This is a genomic window from Candidatus Arsenophonus phytopathogenicus, from assembly GCF_056113345.1.
In genome coordinates this window covers 1,749,166-1,764,350 of record NZ_JBUIOB010000017.1, presented here as the reverse complement: position 1 = coordinate 1,764,350, position 15,185 = coordinate 1,749,166, and the positions used below count along the sequence as shown (strand labels likewise).

The following is a 15,185-nucleotide window of genomic DNA, read 5'->3' as shown; positions in this document are numbered from 1 at the left end:
AGGAACAATATTTGATCCCCTTTATGTATAAATCGACCAATAAACATTTTAATTGTGCTTTTATCGAATCTTTTCGTAATAAAGACGAATACTTAAGTGGTTTGATGAATAAGTATATTTTATCCGAACTGTTTGGCTATGACATTGATAAAAATATTCTTAGAAGCGAAAGAGAATATGATCGAGTGCTAACAGCTAATGAAAATATTTTACCTTTTTCCTTGATAGAATAACAATTACTTAGCAACAATATTGCTGGATTTCAACTTAAAATCCAGCCTTAGATTATATTATTTTGGGTTTTTAGATCAACACGATTTAGCAAAGTATTTTAAAATAGATTTAGCTGCTGCAACACAGATTTTAGCTATGAGTTTACATAAAAGATTTATATCAAAGTACCAACACTCAGTTTTTTTGTTTGTGTACTGTTCTAGCTGCTATTGAAGTGCTTTTTGAACAAACAGTCAACGTAATGCTCATATCCTTATCATTGTTAAGAGAGTAAAATCGATCTGGGTTGCAGCTTTGTATTACTGAATTGGGTTTTTCAATAGAAAAGATATACTGTACAAAATCATCAGTTACAGATAAGATTATGTTTTTAATGCATAATTTACTTATATTTACTCAAATTACTTATAACATATTGCTATGTCTTTATTAATTACTCAACGCTGTATCAATTGTGATATGTGTGAACCAGAATGCCCAAATGAAGCGATTTCAATGGGAGAAGAATTTTACCAAATCAATCCCAATCTTTGCACTGAATGCATTGGCCACTATGATAAGCCAACTTGCCAATCTGTTTGTCCGATCAACAATACCATTTTAAAAGATCCTGATAATCCTGAAACAGAAGAACAATTATGGGATAAATTTGTCCTATTACATCATGCCGATAAAATTTAACTTTCCATAATCACAGTGGCACAAGCATAATTTTGTTCATCAGATAATGATACATGGATATTTTGTACACCTAAAGAATCAGCCAATATTTTTGCTTGTCCTAATAAATTAAGCCCTGGCTTACCTAATTGATCATTAAAAACTTCAAATTGATTGAGCGCTAAACCGTTTCGGATCCCCGTGCCTAAAGCTTTTGCTGCTGCTTCTTTGACCGCAAAACGCTTAGCCAAAAAACGGACTGGCTGAGAATGATGTTGATATTGTCGCCACTCTTGCGCGGACAATATACGTTTCGCCAGATGTTCCTCTAAACGCTTGATAATTTGCTCAATACGTACAATTTCGACCAGATCAGTACCTAATCCAATAATCGCCATTAACAACGCGCCTCACGAAGAATTTTCTTCATATCACTCACAGCTGTCGCCATGCCACTAAAAAGTGCTCGCCCAATAATCGCATGGCCAATATTAAGTTCATATATATCAGGCAATTGAGCAATACGTTGAACATTATGATAAGTTAACCCATGACCCGCATTGACCTTAAGTTTTTTTGCAGTGGCATAACTTATCGCCTGCTTGATACGTTTAAACTCTTCTTGCTGCTTTAACTCGCTCTTAGCATCAGCATAGGCACCAGTATGAATTTCAATAAAGGGCGCGCCAATTTCCACTGCTGCATCAATTTGTTGTTCTTTAGCATCAATGAACAAAGAAACCGTGATACCTGCTTTGGTTAATCGTTTGACCGCCGTTGCGACTAATGCTTGTTGTCCAACAACGTCAAGCCCACCTTCCGTCGTAACTTCTTCACGTCGCTCTGGTACCAAGCAGCAAGATTGAGGTTTGATCTGACAGGCAAAATTGACCATTTCATCCGTTATTGCCATCTCCAAATTCATCCGGGTTTGTAACGTCTGGCGAAGTAACTTAACGTCACGATCAGTAATATGACGGCGATCTTCACGCAAATGAACAGTGATCCCATCAGCCCCAGCTTGTTCAGCAAGAAATGCTGCATGTAGTGGATCAGGATATTGTGTTCCCCGCGCATTTCGCACCGTGGCAACATGATCAATATTAACGCCTAATAATAACTCTGCCATATTTAACTCCTGTTATCCATTTCATAGTTTGAATTTCGTTTATCCATGCAATCATAATATATTCAAAGAGGTTTTAATAACCTCGCTTCAACGCGTTTTAGGCAATATGACCTGGTAAAAAAGCTCACGGCTTTTTAATGGACTTCCCCCCAGATAAGGCTTTAGCGCAATACGGGTAAAACGCTTGGCCGCTCTTAATGTATCGACATCAGGAAACTGACTAGCGGCAAATGCCTTAAGCTGCTTACCGGTAAAACTTAAGTGATCAATAACCAAACTGGCAATAAAACCTTTCTCTTCTCGATAACGGTAAGTCATGCTATCTGCCACCGGCTCACCACTACCGGCACAGTGTAAAAAATCAACACCATAACCTAAATGAGATAGCAATGATAATTCAAAACGGCGCAATGCATGTTCCGACGTATATTCACTACCAGCCAATATCTGCAAACAAGTAAGATATTCAAAAAATAGGGTTTGATAAGGGATATTTTGGGCTAAAACTCGCGCAAGCAATTCATTAACATATAGACCGCTATACAGTACGGTACCGGTAAATGGTAGCGCTAGAGAAATAGGTTCTGCTCCACGCAACGTTTTCATTTCTCCCTTGCCTCCCCAACGGATCAGCAATGGCGTAAAAGGTTGTAAGCAGCCTTTTAAATTAGATCGACGGCTACGAGCACCTTTGGCTAATAGTCGAATACGGCCCTCATTTTCGGTGAAAAAATCTAACAGTAAACTCGTTTCACTATAAGGGCGAGTATGAAGTACAAATGCACGTTGCCAACCGTCCACGGAAACCCGCCTTAATAAAGATCGTCCATATAGCCTAAACTACGCAGTGCACGTTCATCATCAGCCCATCCGGCTTTAACTTTCACCCAAAGTTCAAGATGAACCTTAGTAGCAAAAAGTTTTTCCATCTCCATCCGAGCTTCAATGCCAATTTTCTTAATTTTGCTACCTTTATTGCCAATAACCATTTTTTTCTGGCCATCGCTTTCAACCAAAATCAGGCCATGAATGTTATAGCCACCGCGTTCATTTACCACAAATTGCTCAATTTCAACTGTGACCGAATAAGGGAGCTCATCGCCGAGAAAACGCATTAACTTCTCACGAATAATTTCACCAGCCATAAAACGTTGTGAGCGATCGGTGATATAGTCCGCTGGAAAATGATGTGCTGCTTCTGGCATATGTTGACGGACAATTTTAGTAATAATATCGATACCGGCACCTTTTTCTGCACTAATTGGCACAATATCCAGAAAATTCATTTGCTTGCTAAGAAATTCAATATGGGGCAGCAAACGGGTTTTATCCACCACATTATCAATTTTATTAATCACTAATAATACCGGACAAGGCAAATGACGCAGCTTATTTATTACCATCTCATCATCGTTTGTCCAATGTGTGCCTTCAACAACAAAAATAATCAGTTCCACATCACCAATTGAGCTACTTGCTGCCCGATTCATTAAACGATTTATTGCGCGCTTTTCTTCTACATGCAATCCTGGAGTATCGACATAAATTGTTTGATAATTACCTTCTGTCTCAATGCCCATGATGCGATGACGGGTTGTCTGTGGTTTACGTGAAGTAATAGAAATCTTTTGCCCGAGTAATTGATTCAATAATGTTGATTTACCCACATTTGGGCGTCCTACAATGGCTACAAATCCACAATAGGTTTTCTGTTTGCTCATTCAAGCTCCAATATTTTTAATGCCTGTTCAGCTGCGGCTTGTTCAGCCTTACGACGACTTGAACCCACTCCTTCAACCGGTTCATTTATACCACTAACCTGACAATGAATAGTAAATTCCTGATCGTGCGCTTCACCACGAACTTGAACTACCAAATAACTTGGTAAAGGTAAATGGAGTCCCTGTAAATACTCTTGTAAACGTGTTTTCAGGATCTTTTTGTTTATCACCGGGGCTAATTTCTATTAATCGAGTGTCATACCAAGCTAAAACAATTTGTTCAGTCGTTTGAATATCACTATCTAAAAAAATACTGCCAATTAACGCTTCGATAGTATCTGCTAATATTGATTCTCGACGAAAACCACCGCTTTTTAATTCACCTAGCCCTAAACGCAAACATTCTCCCAAATCAAACTCTCGTGCAAGCTCAGCCAGTGTATTACCCCTGACCAATGTTGCTCGCATACGACTCATATCGCCTTCATCAACCTTAGGAAAACGATGATAAAGATCATTGGCAATCACAAAACTAAGAATTGAATCGCCTAAAAACTCCAATCTCTCATTGTGACTACTACTGGCACTACGATGAGTTAACGCTTGCTTTAATAATTCAATTTGTTTAAAAGTATAGCCAAGCTTACCCTGTAGCTGTTTAATTTCTTGTCGCTCTGACCACTCAATTAAAGAAGAATTCATGTGCTACCAATTATTTCATTATCAAATTACAAAAAGCATACGCAACAGATCTGCAAAATAAATTTTTACAAAACTGTTGCGTTGGCAGGTTTCCTGATATCGTTCAAAAAACCATCATTTTTGATTATCGTGCTATATTCTATATCGATTACGATATCAATCAATTTAGCATTAATGATTAGTTTATCTCATTATTTTATTAGTTAATTGCACCAATACGACTTAAACGCACTCCAGTTGGCCATTCACCCTCGTGCTTATCAAGGCTAAACCAGATAATAACTGCACGCCCAACTAAATTTTCTTCTGGCACAAAACCCCACATACGACTATCTGCACTATTATCCCGATTATCTCCCATCATAAAATAGTGTTTAGGGGGAACAATCCATTCATTGTCTGGTAAACCGGGCTGTTGGTAACGTGACTGGGTATATACTTGTGGGATCACTAAGATTTCATGGCTAGTATCATCTAATTTTTCGATTCTTTCCGCTTGACGTAATGCGTTACTTGGTACTGGTTCGCCCAATGGAATTCGATAACTTCCTTTCTGACTTTCGACCATAGAGTCAATATTAAAAAATAAAGACCATTCACTCTCTTTTAATGAAGAATAGATAATTGGTAACGCTCGAACACAGTTTGAAATTGAACAATTCGGATATATACGTAACTCTTTTTGTTCAGTATCATAAACAATTTTATCACCAGGTAGACCAATAACACGTTTAACAAAATCTACACTAGGATCCTTAGGATATTTAAATACCACAATATCACCACGTTTAGGTTTTCCTGTTTCCAATAATGTCGTTTGGGTAACAGGATCTTGTAATCCATAAGCAAACTTTTCTACTAGTATAAAATCACCGACCAATAAGGTAGGCATCATTGAACCTGACGGGATTTGAAATGGCTCATAAATAAACGAACGTATCACTAATACAATCGCTAATATCGGAAAAATAGATGAACAAGTATCAACCCATGATGGTTTATGAATACTTTCAGCTAAATGCGTCTGCTCTACGCTTCCTTCAGTAACTTTTTGCTGCTGCGCCATTTTTTTCTTACGAACAGGTGCTAATTTAAAACGATCAATACCCCAGATAATCCCTGTAATCAAGGTCGCCAGCGTCAAGATCAAAGAAAAAGTGTTAGCCATTATGACTCCTTACAACGGTTAGTTATCTTTACCTACGTGAAGAATAGCAAGGAACGCTTCCTGTGGTAATTCAACATTACCAAGCTGCTTCATACGTTTCTTACCTTCTTTCTGTTTCTGTAGTAATTTTTTCTTACGGCTAACATCACCACCATAACATTTAGCTAATACATTTTTACGTAATTGTTTCACCGTTGAACGCGCTATAATATGGGTACCAATTGCAGCCTGGATTGCAATATCAAACTGTTGGCGCGGGATCAGATCTTTCATTTTATCAACTAGCGCACGACCACGATATGATGCATTTGCACGATGGGTAATCAATGCTAAGGCATCCAATCTTTCGCCATTAATTAACACATCTACACGCACCATATCAGCCGCCTGGAAGCGGACAAAGCCATAATCCAATGAAGCATATCCTCGTGAAGTAGACTTCAAGCGATCAAAGAAATCTAACACCACCTCAGCCATAGGAATTTCATAGGTTAATGCGACCTGACTACCATGGTAAACCATATTAGTCTGAACACCGCGTTTTTCTACGCAGAACGTAATAACATTACCAAGATATTCCTTAGGCATTAGCATGTTACATTCTGCAATTGGTTCGCGTAATTCATTTATATTATTAAGTGCTGGTAATTTAGAGGGACCATCAACATAGATGACATCACCATTTGTTAACTCAACTTCATAAATAACTGTAGGCGCAGTTGTAATAAGATCCAAATCATATTCACGTTCCAAACGCTCCTGGATAATCTCCATATGAAGTAGACCAAGGAAACCACACCGAAATCCAAAACCTAATGCAGTTGAACTCTCTGGTTCATAAAATAACGAAGCATCATTCAAGCTTAATTTAGCTAAAGCCTCACGAAATGCTTCATAATCATCAGAGCTAATGGGGAATAAACCGGCGTAAACCTGCGGTTTTACTTTTTTAAAACCAGGCAACGCCTGTATTGCAGAATGACGAGCGCCAGTTAATGTATCGCCAACCGGCGCGCCGTGAATATCTTTTATGGCACAGACCAGCCAACCGACTTCACCACAATTTAGTTGTTGACGATCAATTCGTTTGGGTGTGAAAATTCCTAAGCGATCAACATTATAAAGTTGGCCAGAGCTCATCACTTTAATTTTATCACCTTTACAAAGCGTACCATTTTTAATCCGTACCAGCGAAACAACACCTAAATAATTATCAAACCACGAATCAATAATTAATGCCTGCAAAGGCACTGCCAGATCACCTTCTGGTGGTGGGATCTCTTTAACCAGCCGCTCAATTACGTCTTGTACCCCTAATCCAGTTTTTGCCGAACATCGAACAGCATCATGAGCATCGATGCCAACAATATCTTCAATTTCTTTAGCTACCCGATGAGGCTCTGCAGCAGGTAAATCGATTTTATTAAGTACAGGAACAACTTCTAAATCCATTTCAATAGCGGTATAGCAATTAGCAAGGGTTTGCGCTTCCACACCTTGCCCTGCATCAACAACCAGTAATGCCCCTTCACAAGCAGCTAATGAACGGGATACTTCATAAGAGAAGTCAACATGGCCAGGTGTATCAATAAAATTAAGCTGATAAGTTTCACCATCACTGGCCTTATAATTCAGGGTAACACTCTGCGCTTTTATTGTGATCCCTCGTTCCCGCTCCAAATCCATAGAATCTAATACCTGGGCTGCCATTTCACGATCAGAAAGACCACCACAGATCTGGATAATACGATCCGACAGAGTTGATTTACCATGATCAATGTGAGCGATGATGGAAAAATTTCTTATATGTTTGATTTTCAAGGTTATATCTTCTTCTAAATGGCCTTACAAAATCAGTTTTAGCAATAGCTTAGCCCTACAAAGCTAAAACTAATAAAAGCTGTTATAACAATCTTAGGAATGCATTTTACATATAAGCGACAAACAACTCAAAGAATCATTGATAATGAAAAAGTCGTTTTTATGAAATAAGGCGGTTATAGGCATAGATTAGTGACGATATGTAATTACTAATGATAGGCATTTAGGCTTACTATGTCATTCATACTTGCTGTTTTAATTCATCAGGCGGTAAACCTATTTGTAAAATGATCGGTTGATATAGCGTCTCTTTTTCCCAATAATGCGCAATTTTTTTTGCCAGAAAAAAGCCAACACTGCCACCAATAACTGCACCTAAAAAGATAATAAATTGATTTAAAAAAAGAAATTGCATAACCCCACTGCCGATAAAAAGGCCAAGTAATGGGGTAAGGTAAACAAGCATTGCGGAACGTAATAAACTGGCTTCAGGGATCCCGACTTCAATTTTCTGACCAACTATCAGAGGCTGACTGACCTCAAGTTCTAATTGATACTCAGTTTTCGGTCCTATTTTATTGAGAATATAAGATCCGCAAGTTGAGCGAGCAGCACAACTACCACAACCGGAATTAGAACCATATCGCAACACAGCTCGACCATTATGCCAATACACAACCGTTGCCCACTCTTTAACCATTACTTGCCTCTTTAAAACTAAAATTAGCTGCAATCTGGCTAGCGGTTAACAATGGTAACTGGCCAATAACCGTCACTTCGTATTGTCCTTTTATCACCGTATAAATAGTCAAACCACCTTTACGAAATGGTTTTTCACTAAGTTGACGCTCACCTGCTTTAGTAACATTAATAGAAAAACTAAATAACCCATCACTAAATAACATGGCCTCTAAAGATTCATTAGCAGCAATCTCTTTACAACTACGAGAAATTTCTTCAAATCCCAACGGCAGTTGGTTTATTTGCCAGTTAAATCGCTTAGTGATTGATTTGGGAATAAGTAATAAGGGAGGCATATTCAACGATGCGATCACATGCATTGATTTCAGCAACGCTTGACTATTAAAAGCCACAGAGACAACTCTAAATTGCTCTAATATTTCATTCTTACTATCTAAAAGATCAATGCGCAATGGTAACTTGCTTTTTTCATCAATTAATAAGATATAGTTAAAACGTGAATTATCTTTCGGTATAACACGAATAACCTGACAGCTTATATCACCAATATTTGTTCTGCCTAACTTAATGAAATTATAATAGGATTGCAGTTTAGTAAAATTAGCAAAAACAACCGACGGCAAATAATCAACGATATAAGCGCCCTCTAAGCTAAAAGAATCAAATCCTGGCTCAAAGTAGCTAACTTGATTACCTTTCTGAATAATTTCACGACGAGAATTATCCATCTGCATCATTTGAGCAATTGGTTTATTGTCAATAATGACATGACGATATCTGATCGGCGTTATACCTTGTGGATTGACAATAATAAATGATAATTCGTAGGGTAAAGACTTTACTGCATTACCCATATCAGTTAATAAAGTTTCAGCCGATAATTCTTTCGCATAGGAATGTAAAGGCAACAATAAACCGCCCAGTAAAAAAAATAGGGCGGATAACCAATGCTTCATTACTACTATTCTGCTCCTGAGTAAGATTTTTCTGCTACTGGTGAAGATGATGTTACACTTTGATTCAGCATTGAACGACGATCAAGCTCATATTGTTGTAACATCAGACCAAGTCGGCGATTACGTTGTTCTAGCTGCTCGGTTTGTGGATGAGCAAACAATTGATCATTAGATACATTTAAACTCACAGGCGACGCAGATCCCATGATAGGTACCATATTAAATATGGGTGAGTCAGATTTGACATCAGTTTCTATGCTAGACGTATTATAATTCTGAACACCTGCAATAACAGCTACGGCAACGCTCGCTGCGACACCAACTTGCGTCATCTGGTTAGCCCAAGGGCGAAGCTTACGCCAAAAAGGCATTAAACACCAGCTAGCAGGCACAGGTTGTGACTCCGGTATTACATGAGGCGCAATTTGTATAGGCTCACTTGCCAGCGCCTGCTCTACTTTGTCGGTAATATCAAGATGGATAACTTCATTGATATCGCCTCTCAAACTGTCGCGGATAAGATGGTAGCTCTCCCATAGTTTCTGTAACGAAACATCTTGTAAAATGGTATGGATCAATTCTGAATCAAAGATCTCCCCATCCATTAAAGCGGAAAGTCTCTCTCTATGCATGCCAAAGTACCCTTCAGTAAAATGTGAACCACATTTAATTTCGTATTAGCGGTTGCACTTTATTATATTATCAATAGCTTCTCTTGCTCGAAAAATACGCGACCGAACTGTACCAACAGGACAATCCATAATAAGCGCTATCTCCTCATAACTTAGTCCATCTAACTCCCTAAGCTTAATTGCCAGACGTAAATCTTCAGGAAGTGACTCTATAGTCCGGAAGACTACTTTTCTCAATTCTTCTGACAACATTAAATTCTCAGGGTTCGAAATTTCTTTTAATGCATTAGAAGCCTCAAAATTCTCTGCATTAACTACATCCAAATCATTCGATGGCGGTCGACGTCTTTGGGATATAAGATAATTTTTTGCTGTATTTACAGAGATCCGGTAAAGCCAAGTATAAAATGCGCTTTCACCACGAAATGAACTGATAGCGCGATAAGCTTTAATAAATGCCTCTTGAGCTACATCCGGTACATCTCCCTGCGGCACATAACGAGAAACAAGGCTCACAACTTTATTCTGGTATCTGATAACCAGTAAATTAAAAGCTTTTTTATCCCCTTTTTGTACCCGTTCAACCAGCACTTGGTCTGTTAACTGCTCGCTCATTCGAGATCACTTCTCTCGAAAATAAGCCTCATATTTTCCTTATTTGAACCCGCCATGTTTTCTCTCATTTGTAAGCAAGCATTTTTTTGAGTGACAAAAACTCGCAAAGTTCCAAGTCAATTTAAATTATTTATATTTAATCTAATCTAAACTAAACTATAAGAAAAGTTCTTTCAAGGCCATTGTATTTACTCTAAATAAAAGAATAGGCTAACATGGTAATTTACTCTATTCCGAAACCTTAATAATAAAATATTATGCCATCAACACAACATTATACGGATATTTTAATCATTGGTAGTGGCATCGCCGGTCTATCGTTAGCACTTCGATTAGCGCCACAATACCAAATAACGATACTTAGTAAAAACATTTCAACTGAAGGCGCATCTTACTATGCTCAAGGTGGAATTGCAGCGGTTTTTGATCAAACCGATAGTATAGAAGCCCACGTTGATGATACTCTAATTGCCGGTGCCGGGCTGTGTGATAAAAAAACCGTTGAATTTGTCGCCTGCAATGCCCGCCATTCTGTCCAATGGCTTATTGATCAAGGTGTTTTATTTGATAAAGAGCTAAATTTGGCCGGTAAAGAACAATATCATCTTGCGAAAGAAGGTGGCCATAGCCATCGCCGTATTCTTCATCATGCCGATGCAACAGGCAACCAAGTAGAAACCACCTTGGTTGAAAAAGCCATCAAGCATCCGAATATCACGATTAAGGAGCAGCATAACGCCATCGATTTGATCCGTTCAGATAAAGATTCAGCAACAATTATCGGTGCTTACATTTGGGATCTCAATCAACAACAAATCGTTATTTGCCATGCAAAAGTGACGGTTTTAGCAACCGGAGGAGCCGCAAAAGTATATCAATATACTACCAATCCTGATATTTCATCAGGCGATGGAATTGCAATGGCCTGGCGAGCCGGTTGTCGTGTAGCCAATCTTGAATTTAATCAGTTTCATCCGACTTGTCTTTACCATCCACAAGCGTGCAATTTTCTACTAACTGAAGCGTTACGAGGTGAAGGTGCCTATCTGAAGCGACCTGATGGCAGCCGCTTTATGCCTGATTTTGATAAAAGAGCGGAACTCGCCCCTCGTGATATAGTTGCCCGGGCCATTGATCATGAAATGAAACGCTTGGGGGCAGATTGTATGTTTCTTGATATTAGCCATCAGCCGGCAAGCAAGATAAAACGACATTTTCCAACTATCTATCATAAATTAGCCACATTAGGTATCGACATTACCAATGAGCAAATTCCGATTGTACCAGCGGCGCATTATACATGCGGTGGTGTTATAGTGGATAATTATGGTCAAACCGATCTTCGATACCTATATGCTATTGGTGAAGTCAGTTATACCGGGTTACATGGTGCCAACCGATTAGCATCCAATTCATTATTAGAGTGTCTCGTCTATGGATGGTCTGCGGCAAAACAGATAAAACAACATATCGAACAAATTGATATGCCATCTACACTCGCCAAATGGAATGAAAATCAATGTCATAATTTAGATGAACAAGTTGTTATTCAACATAACTGGCATGAATTAAGACTGTTCATGTGGGATTATATGGGAATTGTCAGAACGACCAAACGACTGAGCCGTGCATTGCGGCGCATCCATTTACTACAACAAGAAATAGAGGAATACTATTCAAATTTCCGTTTATCAAATAATTTATTGGAACTACGTAACCTTGTGCAAGTAGCTGAATTGATGATCCGCTGTGCGCTTGATCGTAAAGAGAGCCGTGGATTACATTACACATTAGATTATCCGCAACAGCAACCAGATGCTAAACCGACTATTTTGACCCCATCAACTAAATAACTAGAGAAAGGAATATAATTAACCCTTTTTCATATATGACGGAAAAAATGCTACCGAATTGCCATTAATTACTAATAATTATTTATATCATCACTCAAACATTCAACAAAACATTTTAATAGATGAACAATTTGGGCGTTCTGTTTATAATCCATTGCCTAACCAGAGGTATACAATGACTGCAACCACATTTTCTGAACTTGAGTTAGACCAAAGTCTTCTCAATGCACTGGATGATAAAGGCTATGACCGCCCGACAGCCATTCAGCTTACAACTATCACTGCAGCTATGGAAGAACGCGATATTTTAGGTTCATCGCCTACAGGAACAGGAAAAACTGCCGCTTACTTACTGCCGGTGATCCAACATTTACTTGATTTTCCACGTAAACGATCTGGACCACCGCGTATTCTCATATTAGCGCCAACCCGTGAACTGGCAATGCAAGTAGCTGAACAAGCAAAAGAATTAGCCAAATACACCCATCTTGATATCGCAACCATTACTGGCGGGGTATCTTATATTAACCACGCTGAAATTTTTAGTGAAAATCAAGATATTGTGGTCGCAACCACAGGACGCTTACTACAGTATATCAAAGAAGAAAATTTTGATTGTCGGGCGATCGAAACGTTAATTTTAGATGAAGCTGATCGAATGCTTGATATGGGATTTGCCAACGACATTGAAACCATTGCCGGTGAAACACGCTGGCGCAAACAAACTATGCTATTTTCAGCAACACTAGCGGGTGATGTTATTCACGATTTTGCTAATCGATTACTAAATAATCCTTATGAAATTGATGCTGATCCTTCAAGGCGTGAACGAAAAAAGATCCAACAATACTATTATCGCGCTGATAACCTCGAACATAAAACTGCGCTACTTTGCCATCTGTTAAAACAACCCGATGCCACTAAATCTATTATCTTTGTCCGTAAACGCGAAAGAGCACATGAGTTAGTTCAATGGCTACAGCAAGCCAAAATAAAAACCTGGTTACTTGAAGGAGAAATGGTTCAAGCAAAGCGGACTGAAGCGGTTAAACGCCTAAATAGTGGGCAAATTAACGTCTTAGTCGCGACCGATGTTGCCTCACGTGGCCTTGATATTGACGATATTAGTCACGTATTCAATTTCGACTTACCGCGTACTGCTGATGTTTATCTGCATCGAATTGGCAGAACCGGACGCGCGGGGCGAAAAGGAATTGCAATTAGCTTAGTAGAAGCCCATGATCAACCGCTATTAGGTAAAATCAACCGTTATCTTAAAGAACCATTAAAAAGACGCGTCATCGATAGCCTTCGGCCTACCACCAAAGCGCCGGCTGAAGATTCACTACGTAAACCCAAACCGTCGAAAAAAATCCAGCTAAAACGACAAGAAAAGAAAAAAATTGACCAACAAAAAAAGAAAAAAACCAAAGAACGCCATCGCGACAGTAAAAATATTGGCAAACGTCGTCAACCATCAGTAAAGCAAACTGATAACAAATAATAAATATTTAAACTATTTATTGATTTATTTGGTGAAATAACCAAAATTAATTTAGCACTATTTTATTATAAACTTTGCGTAAAAGTACGCGTAATAACATCGCGTGGTTGCTCAGGGGTTAGAGAATTAAAACGCACCGCATAGCCTGAAACACGAATGGTTAATTGAGGATATTTTTCTGGGTTTTCAATCGCATCTTCTAATGTTTCCCGAGTCAGAACATTAACATTTAAATGTTGTCCGCCTTCTACTGACACCTGCGGTTTAACCTCAAGGGGAATTTCGCGATATTCAAACGAACCTAACAACTCCTTAGCAACAATTTGTCCTTCATTAAAATCAGTTTTAGCGCAAATACAGCGAGCTTCATTTTTTTCGTCGTCTAATAACCAAAAGGAATTTAATAGTGCTGTATTAGCTGCCTTAGTAATCTGAATTCCAATAACCATGTCGACCTCCAAATTCGAACAAGATTGAAATAACAATTTGAAATTATTTTCAAATTGGCTATTTGCTATAACCATTATTTCTATAAAATATATATCAATTAAATATCAGCAATTCATTGACATTAATCAATAATTTCAAAGCGTTATTAATAATATTATCGACAGGTTACTGTTTTAAATCAATTTTTCATTTAAAAAAATTTATATTTTTTAGAAAATATTTTTAATATCAAAATATATAATGAAAAATAAGCGATTTCCGTTTTAAAATTTACCTCACATAACGTAGATGTTAAGTTAAACATGATATTAATCAAAATCTAAAGGAATTGTTATGGCCCCTTTGCCCAGCTGGCACGATGTCATCGGCCTAGAAAAAGAACAAGATTACTTCCGTAACACCCTGGCTTATGTTGCCAAAACACGTCAACATGGCACAACAATCTATCCACCACAAAAAGATGTCTTCAACGCTTTCCGTTACACCGAACTCAGCGAAGTAAAAGTTGTGATCCTCAGGACAAGATCCATACCATGGACCGAATCAAGCGCACGGACTCTCGTTTTCAGTTCGGCCAGGTATTCCTGCACCACCTTCACTGGTTAATATGTACAAAGAACTGGCAAAAGACATTGCCGATTTCCAATACCCCAATCATGGTTATCTCGTCAGTTGGGCACAACAAGGGGTATTATTATTAAACACGGTTTTAACCGTTGAACAAGGCAAAGCTCATTCTCACGCCCATCTTGGCTGGGAAACATTTACGGATAAGGTTGTAGCGGCAATTAATCAACACCGTGCTGGCGTGGTTTTTTTATTGTGGGGATCCCATGCGCAGAAAAAAGGCCAATTTATCGATAACCAAAAACATTTTGTGCTTAAAGCGTCTCATCCTTCACCACTCTCGGCCCATAGAGGTTTCTTTGGATGCAAACATTTTTCCAAAACCAATGAAATACTCATAAAACAAGGATTAAGCCCCATAGACTGGACACCGATCATTCCAAAGCAATAAACTAAATGCCACCACCATAT

At 38.5% G+C, this 15,185-nt stretch carries 14 protein-coding genes and 3 pseudogenes; 5 read left to right on the top strand and 12 right to left on the bottom strand.

The genetic code is table 11. The annotated features are described in order from the left end of the window. Positions 1 to 11 precede the first annotated feature (11 nt). Both AC01GB_RS13035 and AC01GB_RS13030 read left to right on the top strand, forming a co-directional pair. Positions 12 to 233 (top strand): hypothetical protein, encoded by a 222-nt coding sequence (locus AC01GB_RS13035; protein WP_474452145.1) that lies wholly within the window; start codon positions 12 to 14, stop codon positions 231 to 233. 421 nt (positions 234 to 654) lie between these two features. Beyond that, complete coding sequence (locus AC01GB_RS13030; protein ID WP_032114763.1) at positions 655 to 915, top strand: YfhL family 4Fe-4S dicluster ferredoxin; 261 nt, start codon at positions 655 to 657, stop codon at positions 913 to 915. Here AC01GB_RS13030 and acpS read toward each other — a convergent pair. The 11 genes and pseudogenes from acpS to rpoE all read right to left on the bottom strand — a co-directional run bounded on the left by acpS (position 912) and on the right by rpoE (position 10,340). Further along, the gene (acpS, locus tag AC01GB_RS13025) at positions 912 to 1,292 is read right to left on the bottom strand and encodes a holo-ACP synthase (protein ID WP_474452144.1); all 381 of its coding nucleotides are present in this window, start codon (positions 1,290 to 1,292) and stop codon (positions 912 to 914) included. The two genes, AC01GB_RS13030 and acpS, sit on opposite strands and share 4 nt — an antisense overlap. Further along, positions 1,292 to 2,023 carry a pyridoxine 5'-phosphate synthase gene (pdxJ, locus tag AC01GB_RS13020; protein WP_474452143.1) on the bottom strand — a complete coding sequence of 244 codons (732 nt, stop codon included), beginning with the start codon at positions 2,021 to 2,023 and terminating at the stop codon, positions 1,292 to 1,294. The genes acpS and pdxJ overlap by 1 nt, the downstream gene beginning before the upstream one ends. Before the next feature lie 87 nt (positions 2,024 to 2,110). Continuing rightward, a complete protein-coding gene (recO, locus tag AC01GB_RS13015; protein WP_474452142.1) occupies positions 2,111 to 2,824 on the bottom strand; it encodes a DNA repair protein RecO in 714 nt (237 codons plus the stop codon). 11 nt (positions 2,825 to 2,835) lie between these two features. Then, positions 2,836 to 3,744, bottom strand: a complete 909-nt coding sequence (gene era / locus AC01GB_RS13010; protein ID WP_474452141.1) for a GTPase Era — start codon at positions 3,742 to 3,744, stop codon at positions 2,836 to 2,838. Continuing rightward, positions 3,741 to 4,446 (bottom strand): annotated as a pseudogene (gene rnc, locus AC01GB_RS13005) (ribonuclease III). The gene era and the pseudogene rnc overlap by 4 nt, the downstream one beginning before the upstream one ends. A gap of 199 nt (positions 4,447 to 4,645) precedes the next feature. Then, positions 4,646 to 5,614, bottom strand: coding sequence for a signal peptidase I (lepB, locus tag AC01GB_RS13000; RefSeq protein ID WP_474452140.1), 969 nt, complete (start codon positions 5,612 to 5,614; stop codon positions 4,646 to 4,648). Positions 5,615 to 5,632: 18 nt separating this feature from the next. Further along, complete coding sequence (gene lepA, locus AC01GB_RS12995; protein ID WP_474452408.1) at positions 5,633 to 7,429, bottom strand: translation elongation factor 4; 1,797 nt, start codon at positions 7,427 to 7,429, stop codon at positions 5,633 to 5,635. 247 nt (positions 7,430 to 7,676) lie between these two features. Beyond that, complete coding sequence (rseC, locus tag AC01GB_RS12990) at positions 7,677 to 8,135, bottom strand: SoxR-reducing system protein RseC (RefSeq protein WP_474452139.1); 459 nt, start codon at positions 8,133 to 8,135, stop codon at positions 7,677 to 7,679. Continuing rightward, positions 8,128 to 9,093 carry a sigma-E factor regulatory protein RseB gene (gene rseB, locus AC01GB_RS12985; protein ID WP_474452138.1) on the bottom strand — a complete coding sequence of 322 codons (966 nt, stop codon included), beginning with the start codon at positions 9,091 to 9,093 and terminating at the stop codon, positions 8,128 to 8,130. The genes rseC and rseB overlap by 8 nt, the downstream gene beginning before the upstream one ends. A 5-nt stretch (positions 9,094 to 9,098) precedes the next feature. Beyond that, the gene (gene rseA, locus AC01GB_RS12980; RefSeq protein WP_474452137.1) at positions 9,099 to 9,725 is read right to left on the bottom strand and encodes an anti-sigma-E factor RseA; all 627 of its coding nucleotides are present in this window, start codon (positions 9,723 to 9,725) and stop codon (positions 9,099 to 9,101) included. A gap of 34 nt (positions 9,726 to 9,759) precedes the next feature. Then, positions 9,760 to 10,340, bottom strand: a pseudogene (gene rpoE, locus AC01GB_RS12975) (RNA polymerase sigma factor RpoE). Between the two features lie 257 nt (positions 10,341 to 10,597). On the opposite strand from rpoE, the gene nadB reads away from it, so the two are divergent. After that, positions 10,598 to 12,193, top strand: a complete 1,596-nt coding sequence (gene nadB / locus AC01GB_RS12970) for an L-aspartate oxidase (RefSeq protein ID WP_474452136.1) — start codon at positions 10,598 to 10,600, stop codon at positions 12,191 to 12,193. 175 nt (positions 12,194 to 12,368) lie between these two features. Further along, positions 12,369 to 13,697 carry an ATP-dependent RNA helicase SrmB gene (srmB, locus tag AC01GB_RS12965; RefSeq protein WP_474452135.1) on the top strand — a complete coding sequence of 443 codons (1,329 nt, stop codon included), beginning with the start codon at positions 12,369 to 12,371 and terminating at the stop codon, positions 13,695 to 13,697. A 65-nt stretch (positions 13,698 to 13,762) separates the two neighbouring features. Here the strand turns inward: srmB and grcA are convergent, their stop codons facing one another. Continuing rightward, positions 13,763 to 14,146 (bottom strand): autonomous glycyl radical cofactor GrcA, encoded by a 384-nt coding sequence (gene grcA / locus AC01GB_RS12960; RefSeq protein ID WP_474452134.1) that lies wholly within the window; start codon positions 14,144 to 14,146, stop codon positions 13,763 to 13,765. A 334-nt stretch (positions 14,147 to 14,480) separates the two neighbouring features. Here grcA and ung point away from each other — a divergent pair. Further along, positions 14,481 to 15,165 (top strand): annotated as a pseudogene (gene ung / locus AC01GB_RS12955) (uracil-DNA glycosylase). The last annotated feature ends 20 nt before the right edge of the window (positions 15,166 to 15,185 follow it).

Bases quoted from the DNA above. Each gene is read 5' to 3' on its own strand.
- rseB (WP_474452138.1), bottom strand. From the start codon at position 9,093: ATGAAGCATTGGTTATCCGCCCTATTTTTTTTACTGGGCGGTTTATTG.
- AC01GB_RS13030 (WP_032114763.1), top strand. From the start codon at position 655: ATGTCTTTATTAATTACTCAACGCTGTATCAATTGTGATATGTGTGAA.
- rseA (WP_474452137.1), bottom strand. From the start codon at position 9,725: ATGCATAGAGAGAGACTTTCCGCTTTAATGGATGGGGAGATCTTTGAT.
- srmB (WP_474452135.1), top strand. From the start codon at position 12,369: ATGACTGCAACCACATTTTCTGAACTTGAGTTAGACCAAAGTCTTCTC.
- lepB (WP_474452140.1), bottom strand. From the start codon at position 5,614: ATGGCTAACACTTTTTCTTTGATCTTGACGCTGGCGACCTTGATTACA.
- grcA (WP_474452134.1), bottom strand. From the start codon at position 14,146: ATGGTTATTGGAATTCAGATTACTAAGGCAGCTAATACAGCACTATTA.
- rseC (WP_474452139.1), bottom strand. From the start codon at position 8,135: ATGGTTAAAGAGTGGGCAACGGTTGTGTATTGGCATAATGGTCGAGCT.
- era (WP_474452141.1), bottom strand. From the start codon at position 3,744: ATGAGCAAACAGAAAACCTATTGTGGATTTGTAGCCATTGTAGGACGC.
- pdxJ (WP_474452143.1), bottom strand. From the start codon at position 2,023: ATGGCAGAGTTATTATTAGGCGTTAATATTGATCATGTTGCCACGGTG.
- acpS (WP_474452144.1), bottom strand. From the start codon at position 1,292: ATGGCGATTATTGGATTAGGTACTGATCTGGTCGAAATTGTACGTATT.
- nadB (WP_474452136.1), top strand. From the start codon at position 10,598: ATGCCATCAACACAACATTATACGGATATTTTAATCATTGGTAGTGGC.